Annotated in this window: 25 protein-coding genes; 11 read left to right on the top strand and 14 right to left on the bottom strand. The window is 64.8% G+C overall.

Annotated features, from left to right (window positions below):
* Positions 1-8: 8 nt before the first annotated feature.
* Complete coding sequence (gene rpiA, locus GTP41_RS07490; protein ID WP_161024936.1) at positions 9-686, bottom strand: ribose-5-phosphate isomerase RpiA; 678 nt, start codon at positions 684-686, stop codon at positions 9-11.
* A gap of 80 nt (positions 687-766) precedes the next feature.
* Between rpiA and GTP41_RS07485 the strand changes: the two genes are divergently transcribed.
* From GTP41_RS07485 to GTP41_RS07470, 4 genes are read left to right on the top strand one after another with little or no spacing between them, the layout of a single operon-like run.
* Entirely contained in the window at positions 767-1,132 is a 366-nt protein-coding gene (locus tag GTP41_RS07485) for a response regulator (RefSeq protein WP_161024935.1), read from the top strand.
* 1 nt (position 1,133) lies between these two features.
* The gene (locus GTP41_RS07480; RefSeq protein ID WP_161024934.1) at positions 1,134-1,763 is read left to right on the top strand and encodes a chemotaxis protein CheC; all 630 of its coding nucleotides are present in this window, start codon (positions 1,134-1,136) and stop codon (positions 1,761-1,763) included.
* Positions 1,760-2,716: a GGDEF domain-containing protein gene (locus GTP41_RS07475; protein WP_161024933.1), complete on the top strand. Its 957-nt coding sequence runs from the start codon at positions 1,760-1,762 to the stop codon at positions 2,714-2,716. The genes GTP41_RS07480 and GTP41_RS07475 overlap by 4 nt, the downstream gene beginning before the upstream one ends.
* Entirely contained in the window at positions 2,713-3,249 is a 537-nt protein-coding gene (locus GTP41_RS07470) for a dihydrofolate reductase family protein (RefSeq protein ID WP_161024932.1), read from the top strand. The genes GTP41_RS07475 and GTP41_RS07470 overlap by 4 nt, the downstream gene beginning before the upstream one ends.
* Here the strand turns inward: GTP41_RS07470 and GTP41_RS07465 are convergent.
* The 9 genes from GTP41_RS07465 to edd form a co-directional block, all read right to left on the bottom strand.
* The gene (locus GTP41_RS07465) at positions 3,246-3,596 is read right to left on the bottom strand and encodes a DUF3147 family protein (RefSeq protein WP_161024931.1); all 351 of its coding nucleotides are present in this window, start codon (positions 3,594-3,596) and stop codon (positions 3,246-3,248) included. The two genes, GTP41_RS07470 and GTP41_RS07465, sit on opposite strands and share 4 nt — an antisense overlap.
* A gap of 12 nt (positions 3,597-3,608) precedes the next feature.
* Positions 3,609-3,989, bottom strand: coding sequence for a hypothetical protein (locus GTP41_RS07460; protein WP_161024930.1), 381 nt, complete (start codon positions 3,987-3,989; stop codon positions 3,609-3,611).
* Positions 3,986-5,053: an acyl-CoA dehydrogenase family protein gene (locus GTP41_RS07455; protein WP_161024929.1), complete on the bottom strand. Its 1,068-nt coding sequence runs from the start codon at positions 5,051-5,053 to the stop codon at positions 3,986-3,988. Before GTP41_RS07455 ends, GTP41_RS07460 begins: the two co-directional genes overlap by 4 nt.
* A gap of 1 nt (position 5,054) precedes the next feature.
* A complete protein-coding gene (locus tag GTP41_RS07450) occupies positions 5,055-6,353 on the bottom strand; it encodes a hypothetical protein (protein WP_161024928.1) in 1,299 nt (432 codons plus the stop codon).
* A 132-nt stretch (positions 6,354-6,485) separates the two neighbouring features.
* Positions 6,486-7,736 (bottom strand): DUF3667 domain-containing protein, encoded by a 1,251-nt coding sequence (locus GTP41_RS07445; RefSeq protein WP_161024927.1) that lies wholly within the window; start codon positions 7,734-7,736, stop codon positions 6,486-6,488.
* A 57-nt stretch (positions 7,737-7,793) separates the two neighbouring features.
* The gene (locus GTP41_RS07440) at positions 7,794-8,396 is read right to left on the bottom strand and encodes an RDD family protein (protein WP_161024926.1); all 603 of its coding nucleotides are present in this window, start codon (positions 8,394-8,396) and stop codon (positions 7,794-7,796) included.
* 68 nt (positions 8,397-8,464) lie between these two features.
* Positions 8,465-8,956 (bottom strand): Rhs element Vgr protein, encoded by a 492-nt coding sequence (locus GTP41_RS07435; protein ID WP_161024925.1) that lies wholly within the window; start codon positions 8,954-8,956, stop codon positions 8,465-8,467.
* On the bottom strand, positions 8,956-9,576 hold the full coding sequence (gene eda, locus GTP41_RS07430; protein ID WP_202419654.1) for a bifunctional 4-hydroxy-2-oxoglutarate aldolase/2-dehydro-3-deoxy-phosphogluconate aldolase: 621 nt from the start codon (positions 9,574-9,576) through the stop codon (positions 8,956-8,958). The genes GTP41_RS07435 and eda overlap by 1 nt, the downstream gene beginning before the upstream one ends.
* Positions 9,577-9,578: 2 nt before the next feature.
* Positions 9,579-11,501, bottom strand: coding sequence for a phosphogluconate dehydratase (gene edd, locus GTP41_RS07425; RefSeq protein WP_161024924.1), 1,923 nt, complete (start codon positions 11,499-11,501; stop codon positions 9,579-9,581).
* A gap of 180 nt (positions 11,502-11,681) precedes the next feature.
* Between edd and pgi the strand changes: the two genes are divergently transcribed.
* The gene (pgi, locus tag GTP41_RS07420) at positions 11,682-13,331 is read left to right on the top strand and encodes a glucose-6-phosphate isomerase (RefSeq protein ID WP_161024923.1); all 1,650 of its coding nucleotides are present in this window, start codon (positions 11,682-11,684) and stop codon (positions 13,329-13,331) included.
* Positions 13,328-14,221, top strand: coding sequence for an SMP-30/gluconolactonase/LRE family protein (locus GTP41_RS07415; protein ID WP_161024922.1), 894 nt, complete (start codon positions 13,328-13,330; stop codon positions 14,219-14,221). Before pgi ends, GTP41_RS07415 begins: the two co-directional genes overlap by 4 nt.
* Here the strand turns inward: GTP41_RS07415 and GTP41_RS27785 are convergent.
* Complete coding sequence (locus GTP41_RS27785; protein WP_161024921.1) at positions 14,218-15,648, bottom strand: methyl-accepting chemotaxis protein; 1,431 nt, start codon at positions 15,646-15,648, stop codon at positions 14,218-14,220. The two genes, GTP41_RS07415 and GTP41_RS27785, sit on opposite strands and share 4 nt — an antisense overlap.
* Positions 15,649-15,937: 289 nt before the next feature.
* On the opposite strand from GTP41_RS27785, the gene zwf reads away from it, so the two are divergent.
* Both zwf and GTP41_RS07400 read left to right on the top strand, forming a co-directional pair.
* Entirely contained in the window at positions 15,938-17,410 is a 1,473-nt protein-coding gene (zwf, locus tag GTP41_RS07405) for a glucose-6-phosphate dehydrogenase (RefSeq protein WP_161024920.1), read from the top strand.
* Positions 17,410-18,264, top strand: coding sequence for an SIS domain-containing protein (locus GTP41_RS07400; RefSeq protein ID WP_161024919.1), 855 nt, complete (start codon positions 17,410-17,412; stop codon positions 18,262-18,264). Before zwf ends, GTP41_RS07400 begins: the two co-directional genes overlap by 1 nt.
* On the opposite strand, the gene GTP41_RS07395 is transcribed toward GTP41_RS07400, so the two are convergent.
* Positions 18,261-18,701, bottom strand: a complete 441-nt coding sequence (locus tag GTP41_RS07395; RefSeq protein WP_161024918.1) for a hypothetical protein — start codon at positions 18,699-18,701, stop codon at positions 18,261-18,263. The genes GTP41_RS07400 and GTP41_RS07395 overlap by 4 nt on opposite strands.
* 81 nt (positions 18,702-18,782) lie before the next feature.
* Between GTP41_RS07395 and GTP41_RS07390 the strand changes: the two genes are divergently transcribed.
* Positions 18,783-19,721 carry a GGDEF domain-containing protein gene (locus GTP41_RS07390; protein ID WP_229502775.1) on the top strand — a complete coding sequence of 313 codons (939 nt, stop codon included), beginning with the start codon at positions 18,783-18,785 and terminating at the stop codon, positions 19,719-19,721.
* 6 nt (positions 19,722-19,727) lie between these two features.
* Here the strand turns inward: GTP41_RS07390 and GTP41_RS07385 are convergent, their stop codons facing one another.
* Positions 19,728-20,990, bottom strand: a complete 1,263-nt coding sequence (locus GTP41_RS07385) for a D-amino acid dehydrogenase (protein ID WP_161024917.1) — start codon at positions 20,988-20,990, stop codon at positions 19,728-19,730.
* Between the two features lie 4 nt (positions 20,991-20,994).
* The gene (locus GTP41_RS07380; RefSeq protein ID WP_161024916.1) at positions 20,995-21,369 is read right to left on the bottom strand and encodes a hypothetical protein; all 375 of its coding nucleotides are present in this window, start codon (positions 21,367-21,369) and stop codon (positions 20,995-20,997) included.
* A gap of 122 nt (positions 21,370-21,491) precedes the next feature.
* Here GTP41_RS07380 and tal point away from each other — a divergent pair, with 122 nt between their 5' ends.
* Positions 21,492-22,421 carry a transaldolase gene (tal, locus tag GTP41_RS07375; RefSeq protein ID WP_161024915.1) on the top strand — a complete coding sequence of 310 codons (930 nt, stop codon included), beginning with the start codon at positions 21,492-21,494 and terminating at the stop codon, positions 22,419-22,421.
* Between the two features lie 119 nt (positions 22,422-22,540).
* Positions 22,541-23,719 carry an efflux RND transporter periplasmic adaptor subunit gene (locus GTP41_RS07370; protein WP_161024914.1) on the top strand — a complete coding sequence of 393 codons (1,179 nt, stop codon included), beginning with the start codon at positions 22,541-22,543 and terminating at the stop codon, positions 23,717-23,719.
* Positions 23,720-23,723 lie beyond the last annotated feature (4 nt).

The following is a 23,723-nucleotide window of genomic DNA, read 5'->3' as shown; positions in this document are numbered from 1 at the left end:
AAGAAAAATCAGTACTTGACGGTGCGCACGCCATCCGGCGTGCCCAGCAGGCAGACGTTGGCGCCACGGGCCGCGAACAGGCCGACCGCCACCACGCCAACCATCTGGTTGATGCGCGATTCCAGCGCCACCGGGTCGGTGATCGCGAGGCCGGCCACGTCGATGATATTGCCGCCATTGTCGGTCACGAAGATCTCGTCGGAACCGGCCTTGGTGCGTACTTTCGGCTGGCCGCCCAGGGCCGCCAGCTGGCGCATGACGGCATTGCGCGCCATCGGCAGCACTTCCACCGGCAGCGGGAATTTGCCCAGGGTTTCCACCAGTTTGGAACCATCGGCGATGCAGACGAACTGCTTCGAGACCGACGCCACGATCTTCTCGCGCGTCAGCGCCGCGCCGCCGCCCTTGATCATGTGGCCAGCCGCGTTGATCTCGTCGGCGCCATCAATGTATACCGCAATCTCCGAAACCTCGTTAAGATCGAAGACAGGGATGCCGTGGCCCGCCAGGCGCGCTGCCGTGGCTTCCGACGAGGCAACAGCGCCCTTGATACGGTGCTTGATCTTGCCTAATTCATCAATGAAGAAGTTCGCGGTGGAACCGGTACCAACGCCGATGATTTCGCCGTCGATCACATACTCGATAGCGGAAATAGCAACAGCCTGTTTCAATTTGTCTTGCGTCATAGTTACAATGGATTCAAGGAAGCGGATAAAAAGGATGGCGTATTTTATCCGAACTGCCACACTCACCCGGGAAAACTGCGATGAAGCCAAGTACCGTACTAATTGTGGACGACAGCCGCGTGTCGCGCATGCTGACCCGCCAGCACATCGAGGTGCGCCATGCCGACTGGGTGGTGGAAGAAGCCGCCAACGGCGACGAAGCCCTGGCCAAGGCCGAAGGCTTGCAGCCCGACCTGGTGTTGTTGGACGTGAATATGCCCGGCATGAGCGGGGTCGACGCCGCCGCCCGCCTGCGCGTCATGCTGCCCAAGGCCCATATCTCCCTGCTGACCGCCAATGTGCAAGCCGCCACCCGCCAGCGCGCCGCGGCGATCGGGGTCGGCTTCATGGAGAAGCCGATCACCGCCGAGCGTATCGCCCAGCTGATTGCCCCGCTGGAAGCCTGACATGGTCCGGCTGACTGACCTGGAGCACGACGCCCTCGTCGAGCTGTTCAATATCGGCGTGGGCCAGGCCGCCGCCGCCATGAGCGAAATCGTCAGCGAAACAGTCGCCATGTCGGTGCCGGCGATCAGCTTCCTGACCCGCGCCGCCGCCGCCCGGCTGCTGGCCAGCCGCAGCACCGGCAACGGGCGCCTGTGCGGCATCAGCCAGCACTACAGCGGCGCCTTCGAGACCGAAGCCATCCTCATGTTCCCGGAAGAAAAAAGCCAGGAAATCGTGCGCCTGATGGTGGGCGACACCATGCCCCTGGCCGAACTGTCGGCCATGGAGCAGGAAGCCATGAGCGAGATCGGCAATATCCTGCTCAACAGCTGCGTCGGCGCGCTGGCCAACCTGCTCGGGCGCGAGCTGCAAGGCTCCCTGCCCGACTACCATGTCGGCTACAGCGAGGACATCCTGGTGCGGGCCGGCAGCGCCGAAACCGCCGTGCTGATGCTGCACATCGAGTTCATGATCGAGCGGCGCCAGATCACCGGCGACGTCGCCTTCATCATGGATATGACGGCGCTGCAGGACCTGAAACAGCACGTGGCCGCCTTCCTGGAACGCACCGTGGGCGGAGTCCAGCCATGAGGTGCTCGGTCGAGTCCCTGCCCTTGCTGCAGGGCGTGATCGACTGCATCGACGTCGGTGCGCTGGTGCTGGACGCCAACCATTGCATCGTGCTGTGGAACCGCTGGATGAGCCAGCACACGGGCGTGCTGAGCGCGGAAACGCTGGAGCGCAATTTCTTCGACCTCTTTCCCGAGCAGCGCGACAAGCGCCTGGACACGGCCATCCGCCAGGCCCTGAACAACAATATGCCGGCGCTGCTGTCGCAAACCCTGAACCGCTGGCCGCTGCCGCTGTACAGCAGCAAGAGCGCGGCGGAAAAGGGCGAACGCATGCAGCAGCAAATCACCGTCAGCCCGCTCAACATCGCCAACAACGAGCGTTACTGCCTGCTGCAGGTCACCGATGTCAGCGCCGCCGTGCAGCGCGAAAGCCTGCTGCGCGAGCAAGCCATGGCGCTGCGCTCGCAAACCCTGCTGGACGACCTGACCGGCGTCGCCAACCGCCGCCACTTCGACATGGCGATCGACCGCGAAACGCGGCGCGCGCGGCGCATGGGCACCTCGCTCTCGCTGATGATGCTCGACATCGACTTCTTCAAGGCCTATAACGACCACTACGGCCACCAGCAAGGCGACGCCTGCCTGGAGGCGGTGGCCTCGGCCCTGTCGACCATGCAGCAGCGCCCTGCCGACCTGTTTGCGCGCTACGGCGGCGAGGAGTTCGCCGTGATCCTGCCCGACACCCCGGGCGACGCGGCGGTGATGATGGCCAACGCCATGTGCCGCAAAGTGCGCGACCTGCGCATCCCGCACCAGGCGGCGCGCGCCGACGAGCGCATCATCACCATCAGCATCGGCGTCGCCAGCACGGATAGCGGCCATGCCGGCGAAGTGTATGACCTGATCAACGCCGCCGACCGCGCCCTCTACCAGGCCAAAGCATGCGGCCGCAACCGGGTTGAATCCTTATGAAAACGTCGGTCTTTATCGCCAGCAGCCTGGATGGATTCATCGCGCGCGAGGACGGCAACCTCGATTGGCTGATGGCGCGCACGCCAACCGAGGGCGACACCGGCTACGACGCCTTCATGGCCGGCATCGACGTGATCGTGATGGGTCGCTACACGTTCGAGACCGTGCTGGGTTTCGAGGACTGGCCGTATGAGGGCAAACGCGTGGTGGTGCTGAGCCGCATGCTGGATGACCTGCCGGCTTCGCTGGCGGGCAAGGTGGCGCTGCATCCGGGCCCGGTGCGTGCGCTGTACGATGCGCTGGCGGCAAGCGGCTGCCAGGGCTTGTATGTCGACGGCGGCCAGACGGTGCAAAGCTTCATCCGCGAAGACCTGGTGGACGAACTGACCATCACCACCATCCCCGTTTTACTGGGGCGCGGCATTCCCCTCTTCGGCCATACCGGCCACGACATCCCCTTGCGCCACACCGGCACGCGCCAGCTGCCCGGCGGCCTGGTGCAGGATACCTACGCCACGCGGCTGATCGGTTAAAGCAGTTCGATCCCGAAGCGGCGCACGCCCACCGCAAACGCGGCGAAGCAGGCAACCGTCAGCAGCACGCAAGCGCCCAGCGTCAGCCAGAATCCCAGGCGCGGCAGCAGCCAGGGGAAAACCAGGAACATCGGCAGCGTCGGTACCACATACCAGAAGGTGTACCAGGCGTGGTTGGCGATCTTTTCCTGCGGCTGCTGCTCGACATAGAGCCAGATCAGGGCCAGCACCGTGACCAGCGGCAGCGCCGCAATCAGGCCGCCGATCCTGTCGCTGCGCTTGGCGAATTCCGATACCGCCACCACCACGCCCGCCGTCACCAGGTACTTAAAAACCAGCCATGCCATCACTGGCCTCCTTCAATGTGCAAATGCAAAACGGACCAGCGCCAGCGACAGCGCAAACACATAGCCGTAAGCAAAACGGTCAATGCGCAGCAGCGTATCGCCGCGCCGCGCGCGCCAGGCGCCCATCAGGCACATCATGCCGCCCGCCGCCAAAGGCGTCAGCAGCAGGTTGATCTTGCGCAGGACTTCGCTGTGCACCATGTGCTCCGGCAGCAGCCAGAGCGAAATGCCGCCGGCAATGGCGCCGAAGATGGCGTAGCCGAAGCCCGCCATCCATGGATTGGGACGCTTGCGGAACGGCTCGCCCACCGAATGCAGGCCAAGCTCGGCCAGCGCCTCCAGCACGATCTGCAGCAGGAACTCGCCGACCACTTCAAACAGGAATTCGATCATGGCGCGAACAGGGCATGCTGGCTGGCGGTATGGAAATCGCGCCAGACACGGTTGATGTCAGAGTCCTCCTGCGCCGCGCGCAGGCCGCAGTAGGGATAAATGTCAGCTACCGCGCGCCGCGCCGCCGCCACCAGCGCCTGGCAAGCCTCGCGCAGGCGCGCATCGAGCGCGGCGTCCACCGCGCAGCCCGCGCCAGCCGCAGCCGGTAAAGACGCCGCCTGCGCCCACGCCTGGTCAAGTAGCGCGTACATCCGCTCGCGCGAGCCTTCCAGTGCCATGCCAGCCCGCGCCAATGCATCCTGTGCACTGGCCGGCGGCTGGCGGCGCGCCGCGACGATCTCGCCTGCCAGCGTGAGGAAATGCCGCGCCATGCCCGACAAATTCGCCGCCAGCGTCACCCACGCCAGCAACATGAACGGAAAGCGATATAGCGCCCCTGGCGCCGTAGTGCAAGCCGGATCGATAGCAAATCCATGGCTGGCCGGCACCCAGGCAGCGTCGATGCGGTAGCTATGGGACGCCGTTCCCCGCATGCCGAAACTGCGCCAGGTCGGCACCACCACCACCTGCGCCGCCGGCACGACAAACGCCCGCACGCACGGCTGCCCATCCGCCCCCGCAAGCGGCACCCCGCCCTCGCGCAAGACCGCATTCAAGGTGAAATGCGTCGCCATCGGCGCCCCGCTGGCGATATCCCAGCGGCCGGTGATACGGAAACCATCGCCTTCGCGGTCGGCGAAACCTGTTGGCGCCCCACTACCCGCCAGGCAAACATCAGGCGTAGCGATGATCGCGCGCGCCGCGTCCGGCGCCAGGAAGCCGGCAAACCAGCCCGCACCAGCGCACAGCGTCACCACCCAGCCCATGCTGCCATCGGCTTCCGCAATCGCCTCCTCCAACCGCACCGCCTCCGGCAAAGGCAACTCCGCGCCGCCAGCTGCGCGTGGCGCCAGCATTTTCAACCATCCGCATTCATGAATCAGCGCCTGCTGCGTAGGCAGCAGGAAACCTGCCAGTTCAGCACCGGCTGCGCCAGCGCGTATCGTGTGTACGTCAATGTCCATATTATGTCTTTGCCATGGCCTCGATCTGCGCCCGCAATAGGGTAATTTGATCGCTATCGGCAGCGATCAAGCTCTCAAGCGCCGCAAGCGTTGCAGCGCCCGCCAGATCCTGCGCCTGGCTTCCCATCGGGCGATGACGGGCCCACTTCGCGTCATAGATCCAGCTACGCAGCTCTCCAGCGAGCCGCTCACGCAGCGGCGAATCGGGCGGCAATCCGCGCGCCACGGCCGCTATAGCCTCCAGCCAGTTCCATTTGTGGGCGCGCGTGATGAACATCAGATCGAGCGTATCGGTACTCTTGCCAAACAGGCGGTAGATATCCGAAAAGGCGATATATGCGCCGTGGCGCTCCATGACCATACGCGCGAACTTCCGCACCGAGACCGCGCTATCGGCGAAGGCCTGCAGGACTAAAGCGTCCTTCTCGCCAGCCGCCAGCCTTAGCCAGGCCGCATAAGCCGCAGTCCGTATGCTGACGAATTCGCTGTGCGCCAACCCCTTCACCAGCGGCAGGTCCTCCTTGCTGTCCAATACAGCCAGCGACAATAGCGCAGTCCGCCTGCTTGCCGGGCGAACCTCTTCATCAAGCAGGACGCCGCGATAGAAGCCTGACAGGTCAAATCCGGTTCCGCGCAGGCAGGCAATTGCGAGGTTCCTCACCGTCGCGTGCTGATCAAGCAAGTAGTTTGGGGCAAGAAGCAGCCCATCATGGCCTTGCAACAGCTTTTGCAGGGCCACGCGGCGAACTGCTCCGAAGTGCGAGTCCATGGCGGACTTCAGCACGGCAATCGAATCTTCGGCATCCAGCCGACAAGCCATCTCCGCGCCGCGCAAGGCAAGCATGATGTCGTCGCGTGATGCCACGCAGAGCGTTAGCAATCGCGCCAGCGGAATATCTGGCAGTTTGCGCAGTAGCTCAAAACAGGCGCGCGCTTGCTTGCGCGATCCACTGGCCAAGCCTTCCCAAAGCGCCTGCTCTCCCACTACGGAAAGCAGGTGCTTTTCGAACTCCGCAATCCACACGTCATGATTTGTCCGGCCGGCATTCCGTAATTCACAGACCAGGTGCAAGGTTGTGAGTTGCTCATCCCGGCTTGCCTCGGGCAACAATTCCAGGATCGCTTTCCGGGCAGCGTGCCGCACCTGTGGCACCCAGTCATTTAAACGGGTCGCGATCATTACCAAGGAATTCGATAGGCGCAACTCTGCGCAGCGTAAGATCGCCTCCTGGCGAACGTAGCCCGAATAGTCACGCAACGCCTGTTCCAACGCCAGCATATCGGTCCAGGTGCGCGCCATCCGCGCCGCCTCGTCGGATAGCGCAGTGCCCTTCGACTTAACAGCTGGCACAGCTGCAGGTGCGGCCCTACCCGAAGGCGTCTCCTCGCTGGCAAACAGCCTTCTCAAGAACTCCAACACTACCAGGGCCCCTTAGGTCGCGGACAGCGCCAGTACCACCAGCGCGTACATGGTCAGCACGATAACGGTGATGATCAACAGCATGCAAGTGCGCCAGAAGGCGCCGAAGCGCGACAGCATATAGGTGCCGCGCAGTTGCAGGAACATGTGCACCGGCGGCACAAAGGCAAACAGGCTGCCGGCCCAACCGCCGAATTCAAAGTAGCTCAGGGTCGCCACGACAGTAAACAGCAGCGACATGAAGGACAGCGAATACAGCGAGAACACCGCGTGGTCGTACATACTGATGCCGCGGCGCCAGAAGAACATTAGCCAGAGGAAGGGCATCGAAATCGGCACCAGCAGGAAGGAGTACTTATACGCTGCGTTTTTCAGCTTGTACTTCGCCAGCTCGGGATTCTCGACCGCGTGCTTGATGCCTTTGTTGATCCAGGCGATGTCGGAATACGTGGTGCCCTTTTCCCCGACCCTGCCGGATTCTGGAGTGATTTCAATCGGTGCATCGCGCAGGATCTCTTCGACCAGGCCCGGCGTCCCGGCGGCCTTGACCGCATTGGCCGCCAGCTCTGCTTCTTCCGCCTTGTCCTGCGGCCCCTTCTTTGCGTCGGGCTTCAGGCTCTCGGTGAACTTTGTGGTGCCGGTCATGGCGACCTTGCCCGCAGCAAGTGCGCTGTGCAGGCCGTCAAGCTTCTTCTGCGCCTCGGCCAGCTTGCGCTTGAATTTCGCTTCCTGTGGCGTGCCGGGGGCGGCCTCCTTCAGTTCCCCCTCGAATTCGGCCACCAACGCTTTCTGGTCGGCGATCTTGTCGTTCATCTTCTGCTCGAAGGACGCCTTGCCGTCATTGCCGTCGGTGACGGTGGTCGGGCCCGAGCTGGTGCCCATGGTCAGCGAGAAGATAAAGAACATGAAGAACATCATGAACAGGAACAGCGCCAGCGGCGAGACGAAACGCGTGCGCTGGCCGTCGATGTAGCGACGGGTCAGCTCGCCCGGGCGCGCCACCAGCAGCGGCAAGGTGCGCCAGCCCTTGGTATCGAAGTGCAGCAGGCCGTGGATCAATTCTTCGCCCAGGTGCAGCACGGACTTGTGCAGGTGACCTTTCTGGCCGCAATGCCCGCAGTAATTGCCCGCGACAGGCGTGCCGCAATTGGCGCATGCGGCGCCATGGCCATGGGCGGCGGCCTGGCCCGCGTCGCCCTCCACTTCTTTGGCAACCAGGCCTGCGGTGAGCAGGTCACCCGCTGCTTCGACTTCGATTCCCATGCTTTGCTACTCCCCTCTAATTATTCTTTCGGCACCTATGGTAGCGCAGGCCGTCTTTTATTGCGCGGCACTGACCAGCACGGTGCCGGCGATATAGTCATGCGGAGCACGGCGGCGCTTATTGACCAGTAACACCACCAGGCTGCCCCAGATCCAGACCTGTAACGCGATCGACAAGGCAAACTGCCACGCCGGCCCGCTGGAGCTCAGCGCCTCCGAACGCTGCATAAAGCCCATCGCCAGGTAAGTCGCATCGTCCATGGCGAGCGCGGACAGCGCCAGGCCAAGCGAGGTGGCCAAGCCGAGCGCCTGCAGCACGCCCGCGCGCAGCAAGGCCGCCTTGGTGGAGACCGCCGAACCGTCAGCCATCTCGACGCGCAGTTTCATCAAGAGCTTGCCTGGCGTGCCGCCATAGCGCCGCACCAGGTAGCACGAGTAGAACAAGCCAATCAGCACCCCGGGCACCAGCCACCATGCGTAAAAATTGCGCGACAGCGAGCTGCCCCAGTAAGTCAGCCCGACCACCGGCAACATGAAGAGCGTATCAAGCAAATGGGCACCGACACGGCGCCAGAAGCCGGCAGGCTGCACGCCCTCGTCGGCGGCTGCGTTGGGAGCGCTGTTCAAGTCGGCGGCGGGAGCTTGGTAAGGATTTTGCATGGAGTGGAAAGATTCGTTCTGAAAAGCAAGAACGATATCACAACGTTAGCAAAAAGACAGCCGCAGCTTCAGGCCAGGCGCGGCAGGTTGGCCGGCGAGGCGGGATCGCGCAGGAAGTCGCGCAACATGTCGGCATGGACGCCGGCATCCACTTTCTGCAGGTAGGCCAGCGCAAAATAGTCGGCCAGCACCTCGGCCTGCGCTTCCATATTGAAGTCGCGCAGGCGCAGCGCGGGTGACGGCTCATAGTCATACGACAAGCCAAGCCGGATGGCGCCGCGCCACAGCACGGGGTAGCCCAGCTGGTGCTGCCAGACGTGCGCCATTTCGTGCATGAACCAGTGCTGCTCCTGCCCGCTGGCGGCGGCAAAGTCGTCGCGATAGCGCGAGGCGTGGAAATACAGTTCGCCGTTGGGCGTGATGCAAACGTCTTTACGCTGCAGGAAGGGAATGAAGCGGGTGTTGTGGACACGCACCCGCTTGTAGTCGATCGCGCTGCCGAACACTTGCCGGGCCAGCGCGATCTCGCCCGACGTGAGCGGCCGGGCGATGATTGCCATCAGGTGCGCAGGGCGCTGGCCGCCTTGGCGATGGCGGTGATACGGTCCCAGTCGCCGGCCTGCAGGGCGTCTTTCGGGGTGAGCCAGGAGCCGCCCACGCAAGCCACGTTTTTCAGCGACAGGAAGGCCGGCGCCGTGTCCTGCGAAATGCCGCCGGTGGGGCAGAACACCACGTCCGACAGCGGGCCGGCAAGCGCGTTCAGCATGCCGACGCCGCCCGCAGGCACCGCCGGGAACAGCTTGAGCTGCTTGAAGCCCTGCTCGCGCGCCTTCATCACTTCCGACGGCGTCATCACGCCCGGCAGCAGCGGCAGGCCGCTCGACTTGGCGGCGCCGATCAGCGCATCGGTCAGGCCCGGCGAGACGCCGAACACCGCGCCCGCGTCGCGCGCGGCGGCGAATTCCTCGGGCTGGGTCAAGGTGCCGACGCCGACGATGGCGCCTTCCACCTCGCTCATGGCGCGGATCGCGCCCAGGCCGTGCTTGGTGCGCAGGGTTACTTCCAGCACCCGGATGCCGCCTGCCACCAGGGCTTTCGCCAGCGGCACGGCATGGTCAGGATCATCGATCGCGATCACCGGGATCACGGCGGAAGTACGCATAATGTCGAGCAAGTTCATATTCAGGCTTTCTTAGCGAGGAAATCTTCGTCGGAACCGGGCACGGTGTTGCCCACATTGTCTACGCCGTGCAGCGGCACGGTGGTCTGGATCGGCGATGGCAGCGGGAACATGGTGGCGCCCTGCTCCGCCGCGCACACGCTGCTGCGGAAGCTGGAGAACAGTTCACGGCCCATGCCGATCTGGTTCGGCGACAGGTCGGCCTGCGCCATCGAGCGGCTATGCCATACGTCGGACGAGACCAGCGCTTCCAGCGTGCCGCTGGCAGCGTCCAGGCGAATGATGTCGCCGTCGCGCACCAGGCCCAGCGGACCGCCGGCCAGGATTTCCGGCGAGACGTGGATCGCCGCCGGCACCTTGCCCGAGGCGCCGGACATGCGGCCGTCGGTCACCAGCGCCACTTTGCGGCCGGCGTCCTGCAGGTTGGCCAGGGCCGGGGTCAGCGCGTGCAGCTCCGGCATGCCGTTGGCTTTCGGGCCCTGGAAGCGGATCACGGCGACAAAGTCGCGATCCAGCTTGCCGGTCTTGTAGGCTGCCATGAAGGCTTCCTGCGAATCGAAGACCAGGGCCGGCGCTTCCACGCTGCGGTGCTCTTCCTTGACGGCGGAGACCTTCATGATTGCGCGCCCCAGGTTGCCCTGCACCAGCACCATGCCGCCATCTTTCGAGAACGGCTCGGCGACGCCGCGCAGCACCTTCTCGTCGGCGCTCTTGCGCGGCGCTTCCCTGAACACCACGCCGCTGGCGTCGTCGTTCAGGAACGGCTCGGCGCAGTGCTGACGCAGGCCCTTGCCCAGGATGGTGTTCACGTCGTCGTGCAGCAAGCCCGCGTCCAGCAGCTCGCGGATCACAAAGCCGGTGCCGCCCGCCGCATGGAAGTGGTTCACGTCCGCGTCCCCGTTCGGGTAGATGCGGCACAGCAGCGGCACCACGGCCGACAGCTCGTTGAAATCGTCCCAGTCGATCACGATGCCGGCCGCCTTGGCGATCGCCACCAGGTGCAGGGTGTGGTTGGTGGAGCCGCCGGTGGTCAGCAGGCCCACCAGGGCGTTGATGATGGACTTCTCGTCGACGATATGGCCGACCGGGATGTACTCGCCACCCAATTCGGTGATCTGCGCCGCGCGCTGCGCAGCAGCCGCAGTCAGCGCGTCGCGCAGCGGCGTGCCCGGGTTGATGAAGGCGGCGCCCGGCAGGTGCAGGCCCATGACTTCCATCAGCAGCTGGTTGGAATTGGCGGTGCCGTAGAAGGTGCAGGTGCCGGCGCCGTGATAGGACTGCGATTCGCCTTCCAGCAGCTCTTCGCGGGTGGCCTTGCCTTGCGCGTAGCGCTGGCGGATGGCCGCCTTGTCCTTATTCGACAGGCCGGACGTCATTGGCCCGGCCGGCACGAACACCGCCGGCAGGTGGCCGAAGTGCAGCGCGCCGATCAGCAGGCCGGGTACGATCTTGTCGCACACGCCCAGGTACAGCACGGAATCGAACATATTGTGCGACAGGCCGATCGCGGTCGACATGGCAATCGCATCGCGCGAAAACAGCGACAGCTCCATGCCCGGCTGGCCCTGGGTCACGCCGTCGCACATGGCTGGCGTGCCGCCCGCGTACTGCGCCACCGCGCCCACTTTGCGCACGGCCTCCTTGATGATGGCCGGGAAAGTCTCGAAAGGCTGGTGCGCCGACAGCATGTCGTTGTAGGCCGAGATGATGGCGACCGAAGGCTGCTTCACTTCTTTCAGGATCAGCTTATCGTTGGCCGGGAACGCTGCAAAGCCGTGCGCCAGGTTGGTACAGGACAGCGTGCCGCGCTGGGTGCGGCCTTTGACGCGGGCCGCCTCGAGGTGCGCCAGGTAGGCGCCACGGGAGACGCGGCTGCGCTGGGTGACGCGCGCGGTGACTTTTTCCAGGACTGGATGCAACGGCATGATCGTTCCTTTTCAATGAATTTCAGAAATTTTACTACAAAATGTCCATGTGCGAGCGCTTTCAAGGCGCCGAGTCGCCCCCAAACACCCCGCAACGGGTCCATGCAGCAGAAGTTTTGTAGTGAATTTACCTGATTTTATTGTATAGTTAAGCATTACGATTTAACTTGACTGGACATTATGCGCCTGCCCGCCCTAACCTCCACCGCCGCCTACCAAGCCCTTGCCACCCACGCCCACGACGCCCGCGACTGGCAAATGCGCCAGCTGTTCCAGAAGGACGCCGGCCGCTTCCCGCGCATGACGGTCGATGCGGCAGGCCTGTTCCTGGACTATTCCAAGAACCGCGCCGACGCGGAAACCATGCAACTGCTGGTACACCTGGCGCGCACGCGCGGCGTGGCAGAGCAGCGCGACGCCATGTTCGCCGGCGAGAAAATCAATGTAACCGAACGCCGCAGCGTACTGCACACCGCCCTGCGTATGCCGCGCGGCAAGGAACTGAAGGTGGATGGACAGGACGTGAACGCCGACGTGCACGCGGTGCTGGACCGTATCAAGGTCTTCACCGACAAGGTGCGCAACGGCGGCTGGCTGGGCCACACCGGCAAGCCGATCACCGATGTGGTGAATATCGGCATTGGCGGCTCCGACCTGGGCCCGAAGATGGCCGTGCTGGCCCTGCGCTCCTTCTGCCACCCGCGCCTGAAAATGCACTTCGTCTCCAATGTGGACGGCCATGATATGGACGCGGTGCTGGGCCAGGTCAATCCCGAGACCACCCTGTTCATCGTCGCCTCCAAGACCTTCACCACGGCCGAAACCATGCTCAACGCGCAGACCGCGCGCAGCTGGTTCCTGGGCCGCGCGCGCGAAGCCGACCTGCCGCGCCACTTCGTCGCCGTGTCCACCAATACCGACGCGGTGCGTTCGTTCGGCATCGATCCGGAAAACATGTTCCCGTTCTGGGACTGGGTTGGCGGCCGCTACTCCGTGTGGTCGGCGATCGGCCTGTCGGTCGCGCTGGCAGTCGGCTTCGGCTACTTCCAGGCCATGCTGGAAGGCGCGCATGCCATGGATGAACACTTCCGTGAAGCGCCGCTGGAAGCGAATATGCCGGTGCTGCTGGCACTGGTCGGCTTCTGGAACCGCGAATTCCTGGGCGCCAGCTCACTCTCCATCGCGCCTTATCACCAGGACCTGAGCCGCTTCCCGGCCTACCTGCAGCAGCTCGATATGGAAAGTAACGGCAAGCGCGTGACCAAGACCGGCCAGCCGGTCGATACCGCCACCTGCCCGGTGGTCTGGGGCGAGTGCGGCACCAATGCGCAGCATGCCTACTTCCAGCTGCTGCACCAGGGCACCGACCCGACCCCGATCGACTTTATCGCCGCGCTGCGCGCCACGCACGACCTGCCGGGCCACCACGACGCCCTGCTGGCGAACTGCTTCGCCCAGTCGGAAGCCTTCATGAAGGGCAAGACCGAAGAGGAAGTGCGCGCCGAACTGAAAGGCGCCGGCCTGTCGGCAGCGGAAATCGAAGAAATGGTGCCGCACAAGACCTTCCCCGGCAACCGCCCGTCCAATATGATCCTGATGGACCAGCTGACGCCGGCCACCCTGGGCGCCCTGATCGCGTTGTACGAGCATAAGACCTTCGTGCAAGGCGTGATCTGGAATATCGCCAGCTTCGACCAATGGGGCGTGGAACTGGGCAAGGTGCTGGCCAAGAAAATCCAGTCCGAACTGGTTGGCAAAGTCGATCCTGAATCGCACGACAGCTCGACCAATGGCCTGATCGTCATGGCGAAAGCGGCGCAGATCGAATGAGCAATTACGACATCAAGGTCGCCTGCGATGCGACCATGACCGTGGGCGAAAGCCCGCTGTGGGCGCCGGACGAAAAAGCCCTGTACTGGGTCGACATCGAAGGCTTCGCCATCCACCGCCTGTGCACCGCCAGCGGCCAGCACGAACAGTGGAAGGTGGACAGCGAAGCATCGTCGCTGGCGCGCGCCGCCCAGGGCGGCCTGATGGTGGCCCAGCGCCGCGGATTCTCCCACTTCAATCCGGACACCGGCGAACTGAAACTGGTGGCGGAAGCGCCGTTCGACCAGTCCACCACCCGCTTCAACGATGGTAAGTGCGACGCGGCCGGCCGCTTCTGGTGCGGCACCATTTACGAACCGCGCGACAAACCGGCGGCGGAAATGTTCGTGCTGGAGCGCGGCCAGGTACGCAAAGTCTGGTCGGGCGGCATGACCAATTCGAATGGCCTGGGCTTCAGCCCGGATGGCAAGACCATGTTCCACGCCGAGACCGCGAGCCACCGCGTGACGCGCTTCGCGTTCGACCTGCTGTCCGGCACCGTCAGCGATGAACGCGACGTGCGCCGCTTCAGCACCGACAAATCGGCAGCCGACTACGGCGGCCGCCCGGATGGCGCGGCGGTCGACAGCGAGGGCAACTACTGGGTCGCCATGTTCGAAGGCGGCCGCATCCTCAAGCTCTCGCCGCAGGGCGACCAGTTGGACGAGATCCGCCTGCCGGTGCGCTGCCCGACCATGGTGGCCTTCGGCGGCGCCGACCTGCGCACGCTATACATCACCACCGCCGGCAAGCGCCCGCCAGAGGAACTGGCGGCCATGCCGCTGAGCGGCAAAGTACTGTCCGTGCGCCTGCCCGTCGCGGGCCGCATCGAGCCGGCTTACCAGCCCTAAGGCCGGGAACCCGCCTCCAGGCGGAACGCAGCCACCAGCATGGTCAGGTGCTGCGCTTCCCGCGCCAGCGCGTCGGACGCCGCAGCATCTTCCTGCACCAGGGCTGCGTTCTGCTGGGTCGTCTGGTCGAATTCCACGATGGCCTGGTTGATGCGCTCAATGCCCTCGTTCTGGTCCTGGCTGGCGTTGCTCATATCGCCCATGATGGCGGTGACGCGCTGCACGCTGTCCACCACTTCCAGCATGGTGGATCCGGCCTGCTCCACCAGCTGGCTGCCGCCCTCCACCGTCTGCACGGTATCGCCGATCAATTCCTTGATTTCCTTCGCCGCCGACGCCGCACGGTGCGCCAGGTTGCGCACTTCGGACGCCACCACGGCAAAGCCGCGCCCCTGTTCACCGGCGCGCGCCGCCTCCACTGCCGCATTCAAGGCCAGGATATTGGTCTGGAACGCAATGCCGTCGATCACGCTGATGATGTCGACAATCTTGCGCGAGGAAGCGTTAATGGCACTCATGGTATCGACCACCTCACGCACGGCCGCACCGCCCTTGAGCGCGATTTGGGAAGCATCCTGCGCCAGCGCATTGGCTTGGCGCGCGCTCTCATTATTTTGCCGCACCGTGTCGGCCAGGCGCGCCATGGACGCCGCCGTCAGCTCGATGCTGCCAGCTTGGCGCTCCGTGCGGCGCGACAGCTCCGCATTGCCAACCGCGATTTCGCTGCACGCGCCGGCAATCGTATGCGCGCCATCGCGCACCCCGGCCACCGTCTCGCGCACCGCTTGCAGCGTGGCCGCCAGCGAACGTCCCAGGCGGCTGACGAGCGCGCGTTCCTGCGGCGTCAGGTCGATGAAACCCTCGGTCGAAGCCATGGACGACACCAGGCCTTCCAGCTCGCTCGCCTGCACCGCAGCACGGCGCAGGATGGTCGCCATATAGATCAGCACCGCCGACTCCACCACCACGTAGGCCGCATGCACAAACACGGTCGAGAGGACCGGGCGCGAGAAGCACATCACGCCATAGTTCCAGATCTGCAGGTAATAGAAGCCCAGGTGGTGCAGTGCCGCGACGCCAGCCGCCACGACGATGGGCCGCCAGTCGCGGTACGCCAGCAGGAATGCCAGGTAGACGAAAATGCCGAAGTGCAGCTCGGTCTGCCCATTCCCTTGATGGATATTCAGCGCGGCAAACACCATCAGGCTGGCAGCGGCGGCACAGCGGGTCAGCAAGGCGCCCGGCATCATCCAGTACAGTAAAGTCGGCACGCCGGCGGCGGCCAGGCCGACCAGCAAGGCCAGCCCCCAGGTTTGATTCAGGCTGGCCAGCGCCAGCGAGAACAATTGAAGCGCCCACAGGACCAACAGCATGAGTTTGTCGGCCTGCACAGCCACCACTTGCAAGGGATCTCGATTTTCAGACATGATTAAACTCCGCGCCCGCAGGCGACGTGAGAAGAACAGAGGAATCAGGCGGCAGGGATAGGGCCGGAAGGACGCGCCGGAGAAGTTGACTGGTGCAGGGTCAGGCGGCAGCGCAACCATTATAACCTTTTTGCCGCATGGAACTAATACCGGCAGTCACGGCCGCCCCCAGGGCCGATTTTTGTAGTAAATTTTCTTGCCAAACGCGGCGCTTTCGTAGTAAATTTACATTCAAACAGCGCGCCGTCCGGCGCAGCCCTCCCATGCACTTTTATCGATGAATCTCAACATGGCTCTTTCAGATTTCGACCTGGTTTTGTTTGGCGGCAGCGGCGACCTCGCAATGCGCAAATTGCTGCCCGCGATGTTCAGCCGCGACGTGTGCGGCGACCTGCCGCCGACCGCGCGCATCGTCTGCGTCGGCCGCCAGGAAAGCACCCAGGAAGAGTTCATCAATATGGTGACGAGCACGGCGCGCCCGCACATCAAGTCCGCCAAGGCTACCGACGACAACTGGAACCGCTTCATCGCCCGCATCACCTACGTCGCGCTGGACGCCACCGACGTTGCGACCTACCACGGTCTGGTCGATGCGCTGCGCAATGATGCAGGCGTGACCCGCGTCTACTACCTGGCCACCCCGCCGGCCCTGTTCTCGCGCATCTGCGACAACCTGAAAGACAAGGGCCTGGCCACGGCCAACTCGCGCGTGGTGCTGGAAAAGCCGCTCGGCCGCGACCTGGCTTCGGCCAAGCAAATCAACAAGGAAGTAGGCAAGGTCTTCGAAGAACACCAGATCTACCGTATCGACCACTACCTGGGCAAGGAGACCGTGCAGAACCTGCTGGCCCTGCGCTTCGGCAATATCCTGTTCGAACCGCTGTGGCGCCGCGAATGGATCTCCGACGTGCAGATCACCATCGCCGAAAAGCTCGGCGTGGGCAACCGCATCGGCTACTACGACACTTCCGGCGCGCTGCGCGATATGCTGCAGAACCACCTGCTGCAGCTGCTGTGTATCGTCGCCATGGAGCCGCCGACTTCGACCTCGCCGGACGCAGTGCGCGACTCCAAACTGCAGGTGCTGCGTTCGCTGAAGCGCTTCACCCCGACCACGCTGGCGCAAAACATCGTGCGCGGCCAGTACCGCGCCGGCCACGTGGACGGCAAGGCCGTGCCGAGCTACCGCGACGAGCCGGAAGCGCCGCAGAACTCGCGCACCGAGACCTTTGTTGCGATGAAGGCGGAAATCGACACCTGGCGCTGGGCCGGCGTGCCGTTCTACCTGCGCACCGGCAAGCGCATGGCCGACGGCCTGGCGGAAATCGTGGTGCGCTTCAAGCAGATTCCGCACTCGATCTTCAACCAGCCGACGTCCAGCTTCCAGCCGAACTCCCTGGTGATCCGCCTGCAGCCGGACGAAGGCCTGCGCATGAACCTGATGGCCAAGACCCCGGGCGAAGGCATGCGCCTGAAACCGGCCGAGCTGGAACTGGACTTCCGCGAAACCTTCAAGGCGCCGCGCATGGACGCCTACGAGCGCCTGCTGCTCGACGTGCTGCGCGGCCAACTGACCCTGTTCATGCGCGGCGACGAGCTGGAAGCGGCGTGGGAATGGGTGGAGCCGATCCTGACCAACTGGGAACAGGACGATACGGCGCCGCTGCCGTACGCTTCCGGCACCTGGGGTCCGGCCGCCGCCAGTGCCCTGATCGGCCGCGATGGCCTACAATGGCGCGAAGAAGCCTTACCAGAAGACTAATGCTGCTCGACTCCATCCGCACCCAGCTCGACTCGCTCTCCAAATCGGAGCGCAAGGTCGCGCTGGCGGTGCTTGAAAATCCGGCCCGCACCGTGGGCGCCAACATCACCGCACTGGCCAAAAGCGCACAGGTGTCCGAACCGACCGTGGTGCGCTTCTGCCGCACGCTCGGCTACGACGGCTGGCACGAATTCAAACTGAAGCTCGCGCAGGGCCTGGCACTGGCCCTGCCCGGCCTGAACGACCAGCCGGCGCAGGACGACCTGGCGGCCGACCTGGTGAACAAGATCTGCAGCCGCTCCATCAACACCCTGCTCGACCTGCGCAACAACCTGAACGCCGAGCCGGTGCAAAAGGCGCTCGATATCTTGTCGCGCGCGCGCAAGATCGAGTTCTACGGCCACGGCACCTCCGGCATCGTCGCCGCCGACGCCCAGCACAAATTCTTCCGCTCCGGCGTTCCGACGGTCGCGTATGCCGATCCCGCCATCCACAGCATTTCCGCCGCCCTGCTGCATGAAGGCGACGCTGTGGTGGCGATTTCCCAGCGCGGCAACAGCCCCGCCCTGGTGCGCTCCGCCAAGCTGGCCAAGGAAGGCGGCGCCGACGTGATCGTGCTCGCCCCTTCCGGCACCCCGCTGGCCGAGGCGGCCACCGTGCTGATCCCGATCGACCTGATTTTCAACACCGACCCCTACACGCCGATCTCGGCCCGCCTGGCTTACCTGGTGGTCATCGACGTGCTGGCAGTCGGCCTGGCGCTCAAGCGCGGCCCCGAATTCCGCAGGAAGATGCAAAACGCCCAGAAGGCGCTGCAGGAATTCGACATGCAGTTCGACTCCTTTATCGGTTAAAGGCCGTCCTTCAGCATCTTTTCCATCGTCGCGCGCGCGATGCGCGGCGCGCCGTTGCTGCTTTCCAGCAGCCACTGGCCGCCCCGTTCGACAGCGACGTATTCCACTTGCTCCGTGCCGCCGCCCGGATGCGGGATCACCTGCTCCGCGCCGAGCTTTTCCGTCGCCGTATAGCTGAAACTGACCGTCACTTTGCAGCGGCCCGCCTCGCAGCGCGCCGGGCCGGCCTTCCAGCTTTCCACCACGTGCACCTGGTCCCAGCCCGGCTCGTCATAGCCCGGCGCGACCGCCAGGTAGTGCTGGAAAGGCCAGGACTGCAGGCGTCCGCCTTCCAATTCGAATTTCAGGAATTGTTCAACCGCTGCCTGCGGCGTGGGGGCTGCCGCCTGGGCGGACAGGGCCGCGCCAAGCGCAGCCAGGAAAATGAGCTTCTTCATCCGCGCATTTTATTTTTCCAAAAGGCAACTTCGCAACGCAAAAATCCGACGTCGCGCTCTAAATTCCATATAATTCCTTGCATGCAAGAATCAACAATGTATGGCCGCGTGCTCGGCCTGGCCAATCTTGGCTTGATGGTGCTGGATTCGGACCAGCGTATCGTTTTCTGGAACCAGTGGCTGGCCAGCCGTTCCGGCATGGCGGCGTCGCGCGTGCAGGGCCTGCTCTTCTTGGAGGCTTTCCCTGAGCTGTCCGGGCAGCGCATGGAGCAGGCGGTGCATACGGCGCTGGCCAACAACCTGCCGACCGTGCTGCCGCAGAACCAAAACCGTTCGCCTTTCCCGCTGTTCGCGGCGGGCACCTGGGGCGGCGAGCGCGTCGAGCAGGCGGTGACACTGACGCCTTTCAATGAGGGCAAGGAGCGTTTTTGCCTGGTCGAGGTGGCGGACGTCAGCAACACCGTGGGCCGCGAGCGCCTGTTGCGCGGCCAGGCGGAAGCCTTGCGCGCGCAATCCTATGTGGATGGCTTGACCGGCATCGCCAACCGCCGTCATTTCGACGTGGCGCTCGACCGCGAACTGCGCCGCGCCCACCGCCAGGGCGCGCCGCTTTCCCTGCTGCTGATGGATATCGACTCCTTCAAGGCCTATAACGACCATTTCGGCCACCAGCAGGGCGATGCCTGCCTGACCCTGGTGGCGGAAGCCTTCGCTTCTCGCCTGCAGCGCCCGGCCGACCTGGCGGCGCGCTACGGCGGCGAAGAGTTTGCCGCCGTGCTGCCGGACACCTCGGCGGAACAGGCGGCCCAGCACGCGGAAGTGATCCGCGCCTATGTGGAATCGCTGAAAATGGCGCACGCGCCCAAGGCCGTGCATTCGCACGTCACCCTCAGCATCGGCGTGGCCAGCTTCGACAAGGAGCGCCTGAACGATGCCAAAGCCCTGCTGGAAGCGGCCGACCGCGCCCTCTACACCGCCAAGCGCGAAGGCCGCAACTGCGTGATCGTGGCGCGCGACTAACCGGCTTCAGGCCGCCAGCGTAACGCGGCGGCGCAGCCCTGCCGGCTCCAGCGCGGCCTGCACTTGCGCGGCGACCATGTCCGCCGTTGCCGCCGACAAGGTCCAGCCCAGATGGCCGTGCCCCGTGTTGTAGAACACGCCCGGCCGCTTGCCGGGCCCCACGCGCGGCACCAGGTCCGGCATCATGGGCCGCAAGCCCGCCCACGGCTGCACCTGGCGCGTACTCACGCCGGGGAAGTTGCGCTGCACCCATTGCACCAGCGGCGCGATGCGGTCGGCGCGGATGTCGCGGTTGAAGCCATTGAACTCGGCCGTCCCCGCCACGCGCAAGCGCCCGGCGCCCAGGCGGCTGGTCACCAGCTTGGCGGCATCGTCCACCAGGCTGGCGTTCGGCGCGGCAGCCTGGCTGGCCGCATCGTCCAGCAGTACGGTGATGGAATAGCCTTTCACCGGGTAGACGTTGACGCGGTCGCCCAGCATGGCGGCCAGGGCGCGGCTGGCGGTGCCGGCGCAAATCACCACGGCGTCAAACCCTGCCTCCTGCGCCTCACCGTCGCGCACATAGGCCACCCGCGCGCCGCCCGCGCCCCCGGCCGGCAGCAGGCGCTGCACCTCGGCGCAGCACACCATCCGCGCGCCACGCCGCTCGGCTGCCTGCGCCAGGCCGACGCTGAAGCGATGGATATCGCCGGTGCTGTCGCTCTCGGTGAAGAAGCCGCCGTAGAACCGCCCGGCCAGCGCCGGCTCGATCGCCCGCATCTCCAGCGGCGTTACGGCGCGCCGTTCCAGGCCGCCCTGCGCCAGCAGCTTGCTGACCCGCGCCGCATGCTCGAATCCCGCCTGGTCGCGGCAGATGTGCAGGATGCCCTGCTGCCGCTGGTCGAACGCGATGCCCTCTTCGCGCGCCCAGCCGAACAGGTGCTCGCGCGCGGCGATCGCCAACCGGGTGCAGGCAACTGTATTGGCTTCATAGCGGGGGATGGCGGCCAAAAATTCGGCAAACCAGGACAGCTTGTGCCAGCCCGGCATGGGGTTCACCAGCAGCGGCGCATCGCTGCGCAGCATCCACGCCAGCCCCTTGCGCACCGTGGACCAGCTGTTCCAGGCCTCGGCATTGGAAGCGGACAACTGGCCGCCGTTGGCGAACGAAGTCTCCATCGCAGGATAGCGGTGACGCTCGAACAGAGTTACCTGCAAGCCGCGCCGCGCCAGGGCGTAAGCCGTTGTAACGCCGGTGACGCCGCCGCCGATGACTGCGATGGACGACATGCGCTTATTGCACCGCCACCTTGCCGTGCGAGGCGGCCCCGGTGGCGCCCAGCACACCGGCAATCAGCAGCACATACCACAGCGCGCCGGTGCCGCCCTGCAGCGCCATGAGGGCGGTGGCGTCGGCCACCAGCACCACGGCGCAGCCCAGCGCCAGCAGCAGCAAGGCGATCGACACACCGAACGACAGCGCGCGGAAGTTGGCCACGCGCGCGCCGGTGGCGAACATCAGGTAGCCCGTCACGCTAAACAGCGGGAACATCACCCAGAGCGAGGCGCTGGCGGACAATCCGCCCATGCCCAACTGCGACAACACCAGCGCGGCGCCGGAGAACAAGCCAAGCGCCAGCAGCAGCGCACCCACAATTGCCAATACCATGGCGACCTCCTGAAGACTTGAGATATGAAAATACCAATACCACTCATTCTAAACGCAACATAGACAGGCGCGCCGATTTAGTACAATAGGTTCTTTTCGTCCCCAACGTTTCCCGGACCGCCATGAACCAGCTCGAACAACTCAAGAAATTCACCACCGTTGTTGCCGACACCGGCGACTTCCAGTCGATCAAGGCCTACGCGCCGCAAGACGCCACCACCAACCCGTCCCTGATCCTGAAAGCGGTACAAAAGGATGAGTACAAGCCGCTGCTGGAAAAGGCGGTGCGCGATAATCCAAACGCCACCACCGGCGAAATCATCGACCAGCTGCTGATCGCTTTCGGCACCGAGATCCTGAAGTATGTGCCAGGCCGCGTCTCGACCGAAATCGACGCCGCCCTGTCCTTCGACATCGCCGGCAACGTGGCCAAGGGCCGCGAACTGATTTCGCTGTACGAGAAGGCCGGCATCCCGCGCGAGCGCGTGCTGATCAAGATCGCCTCCACCTGGGAAGGCATCCGCGCCTCCGAGCAGCTGGAGAAGGAAGGCATCCGCACCAATATGACCCTGCTGTTCTCCCTGTGCCAGGCCATCGCCTGCGCGGAAGCCGGTTCGCAGCTGATTTCCCCGTTCGTCGGCCGCATCTACGATTGGTACAAGAAGTCCACCGGCATCGACTACCAGGGCGCGGAAGATCCGGGCGTGCAGTCGGTCAAACGCATCTACAACTACTACCGCAAGTTCGGCTACAAGACCGAAGTAATGGGCGCGTCCTTCCGCAACACCAGCCAGATCCTGGAACTGGCGGGCTGCGACCTGCTGACCATTTCGCCGGACCTGCTGCAAAAGCTGGCCGACACCCAGGCCCCGGTCGAGCGCAAGCTGAATCCGGCCGATTCCGGCACTGCGGTCAAGATCTCGGTCGACGAGAAAACTTTCCGCTTCATGCTGAACGAAGACGCGATGGCGACCGAAAAGCTGGCCGAAGGCATCCGCGCCTTCGTGGCCGACTCCAACAAGCTGAAGCAGATGATCTCGGCCCTGCGCTGATCGCTGCCGGCTCAATTGGTCAAAGGGCGCTCAGGCGCCCTTTTTGCTATACAAAACGTTACAATTGACAGTGTTATACAATTTTCGGCGCAGTCCCACTCCACAAGAAGAGACGCCCAATGAAACCTGTATCGCGCTTCCTGCCCCTGGCGGCAGTCGCCCTGTCGCTCACCCTGGCGGCCTGCGGCAACAAGAAGGACGCCAGCAACGGTCCGCCGCCCCCACCCACCGTTTCCGTTATCACCGCCACCGCCGGCGAAGTCACCGTCACCAATGAGCTGCCCGGGCGCGTTGAAGCGTCGCGCATCGCCCAGGTGCGGGCGCGCACGCCCGGCATCGTGCTGCAGCGGGTCTTCAAGGAGGGCGGCGAGGTGAAGGCGGGCGAGGTGCTGTTCCGCATCGACCCGGCGCAGTTCCAGGCCAGTGTGGAGAGTGCCGACGCGGCGGTGGCGCGCGCGGAAGCGAACCTGGCGCAGGCCGACCTCAAGGCGAAGCGCTACAAGCCGCTGCTGGCGGCGCAGGCGGTCAGCCAGCAGGAATATGACGATGCGCTGACGGCGCAGAAGCAGGCCGGCGCCGAACTGCAGTCGGCGCGCGCGGCGCGCAAGAACGCGGGACTGACCTTGGGCTATGCCACCGTGACGGCGCCGATCGCGGGCCGCGTCGGGCGGGCCCTGGTCACCGAGGGCGCGCTGGTCGGCCAGAACGAGGCGACGCCCATGGCCACCGTGCAGCAGCTCGACCCGATCTACGTCACCATCACCCAGTCTTCCGCCGAGCTGCTGCGCCTGAAACAGGCGCTGGCCAAGGGCACCTTGAAAAGCGCCGGCAAGGACCAGGCGCGCGTCACACTGCTGACCGAGGACGGGCAGGAATATCCGCGCGCGGGCAAGCTGCTGTTCTCCGATGTGGCGGTGGACGAGTCGTCGGGCGCGGTGTCGATGCGCGCCGAATTTCCCAACCCCGAGCGCACCCTGCTGCCGGGCATGTATGTGCGGGCGCGCCTGGAGCAAGGCGTGAACGAGGCGGCCATCACCGTGCCGCAGCAGGCCGTGGTGCGCGGGGCGGAAGGCGCCTCGGTGCTGGTGGTGGGCAGCGACAACAAGGTGTCCTCGGTGCCGGTCAAGGCCGATGCGGCGAGCGGCGGCAAGTGGGTGGTCAGCTCGGGCCTGAAAGGCGGCGAGCGCGTCATCGTGGAAGGATTCCAGAAGACCAAGCCGGGCGGCACGGTGAACCCGGTACCGTGGAAAGGTCCGGCCGGCGCCGCGCCTGCCGCATCCGCCCCGGCGGCCAAATAAAGGG

Source organism: Pseudoduganella guangdongensis, assembly GCF_009857475.1.
GTDB lineage: Bacteria > Pseudomonadota > Gammaproteobacteria > Burkholderiales > Burkholderiaceae_D > Rugamonas > Rugamonas guangdongensis.
This window is presented reverse-complemented; position numbering and strand designations above follow the sequence as displayed.

What these genes read in the sequence shown, in the direction of transcription:
- rpiA (WP_161024936.1), bottom strand. Translation starts at nt 686, where the DNA reads ATGACGCAAGACAAATTGAAACAGGCTGTTGCTATTTCCGCTATCGAG.
- GTP41_RS07390 (WP_229502775.1), top strand. Translation starts at nt 18,783, where the DNA reads ATGCAAGAATCAACAATGTATGGCCGCGTGCTCGGCCTGGCCAATCTT.
- GTP41_RS07415 (WP_161024922.1), top strand. Translation starts at nt 13,328, where the DNA reads ATGAGCAATTACGACATCAAGGTCGCCTGCGATGCGACCATGACCGTG.
- GTP41_RS07480 (WP_161024934.1), top strand. Translation starts at nt 1,134, where the DNA reads ATGGTCCGGCTGACTGACCTGGAGCACGACGCCCTCGTCGAGCTGTTC.
- edd (WP_161024924.1), bottom strand. Translation starts at nt 11,501, where the DNA reads ATGCCGTTGCATCCAGTCCTGGAAAAAGTCACCGCGCGCGTCACCCAG.
- GTP41_RS07440 (WP_161024926.1), bottom strand. Translation starts at nt 8,396, where the DNA reads ATGCAAAATCCTTACCAAGCTCCCGCCGCCGACTTGAACAGCGCTCCC.
- GTP41_RS07370 (WP_161024914.1), top strand. Translation starts at nt 22,541, where the DNA reads ATGAAACCTGTATCGCGCTTCCTGCCCCTGGCGGCAGTCGCCCTGTCG.
- eda (WP_202419654.1), bottom strand. Translation starts at nt 9,576, where the DNA reads ATGAACTTGCTCGACATTATGCGTACTTCCGCCGTGATCCCGGTGATC.
- GTP41_RS07450 (WP_161024928.1), bottom strand. Translation starts at nt 6,353, where the DNA reads ATGGCGCGCACCTGGACCGATATGCTGGCGTTGGAACAGGCGTTGCGT.
- GTP41_RS07475 (WP_161024933.1), top strand. Translation starts at nt 1,760, where the DNA reads ATGAGGTGCTCGGTCGAGTCCCTGCCCTTGCTGCAGGGCGTGATCGAC.
- GTP41_RS27785 (WP_161024921.1), bottom strand. Translation starts at nt 15,648, where the DNA reads ATGTCTGAAAATCGAGATCCCTTGCAAGTGGTGGCTGTGCAGGCCGAC.
- GTP41_RS07470 (WP_161024932.1), top strand. Translation starts at nt 2,713, where the DNA reads ATGAAAACGTCGGTCTTTATCGCCAGCAGCCTGGATGGATTCATCGCG.
- GTP41_RS07380 (WP_161024916.1), bottom strand. Translation starts at nt 21,369, where the DNA reads ATGGTATTGGCAATTGTGGGTGCGCTGCTGCTGGCGCTTGGCTTGTTC.
- GTP41_RS07460 (WP_161024930.1), bottom strand. Translation starts at nt 3,989, where the DNA reads ATGATCGAATTCCTGTTTGAAGTGGTCGGCGAGTTCCTGCTGCAGATC.
- pgi (WP_161024923.1), top strand. Translation starts at nt 11,682, where the DNA reads ATGCGCCTGCCCGCCCTAACCTCCACCGCCGCCTACCAAGCCCTTGCC.
- zwf (WP_161024920.1), top strand. Translation starts at nt 15,938, where the DNA reads ATGGCTCTTTCAGATTTCGACCTGGTTTTGTTTGGCGGCAGCGGCGAC.
- GTP41_RS07385 (WP_161024917.1), bottom strand. Translation starts at nt 20,990, where the DNA reads ATGTCGTCCATCGCAGTCATCGGCGGCGGCGTCACCGGCGTTACAACG.
- GTP41_RS07395 (WP_161024918.1), bottom strand. Translation starts at nt 18,701, where the DNA reads ATGAAGAAGCTCATTTTCCTGGCTGCGCTTGGCGCGGCCCTGTCCGCC.
- GTP41_RS07465 (WP_161024931.1), bottom strand. Translation starts at nt 3,596, where the DNA reads ATGGCATGGCTGGTTTTTAAGTACCTGGTGACGGCGGGCGTGGTGGTG.
- GTP41_RS07400 (WP_161024919.1), top strand. Translation starts at nt 17,410, where the DNA reads ATGCTGCTCGACTCCATCCGCACCCAGCTCGACTCGCTCTCCAAATCG.
- GTP41_RS07485 (WP_161024935.1), top strand. Translation starts at nt 767, where the DNA reads ATGAAGCCAAGTACCGTACTAATTGTGGACGACAGCCGCGTGTCGCGC.
- tal (WP_161024915.1), top strand. Translation starts at nt 21,492, where the DNA reads ATGAACCAGCTCGAACAACTCAAGAAATTCACCACCGTTGTTGCCGAC.
- GTP41_RS07455 (WP_161024929.1), bottom strand. Translation starts at nt 5,053, where the DNA reads ATGGACATTGACGTACACACGATACGCGCTGGCGCAGCCGGTGCTGAA.
- GTP41_RS07445 (WP_161024927.1), bottom strand. Translation starts at nt 7,736, where the DNA reads ATGGGAATCGAAGTCGAAGCAGCGGGTGACCTGCTCACCGCAGGCCTG.
- GTP41_RS07435 (WP_161024925.1), bottom strand. Translation starts at nt 8,956, where the DNA reads ATGGCAATCATCGCCCGGCCGCTCACGTCGGGCGAGATCGCGCTGGCC.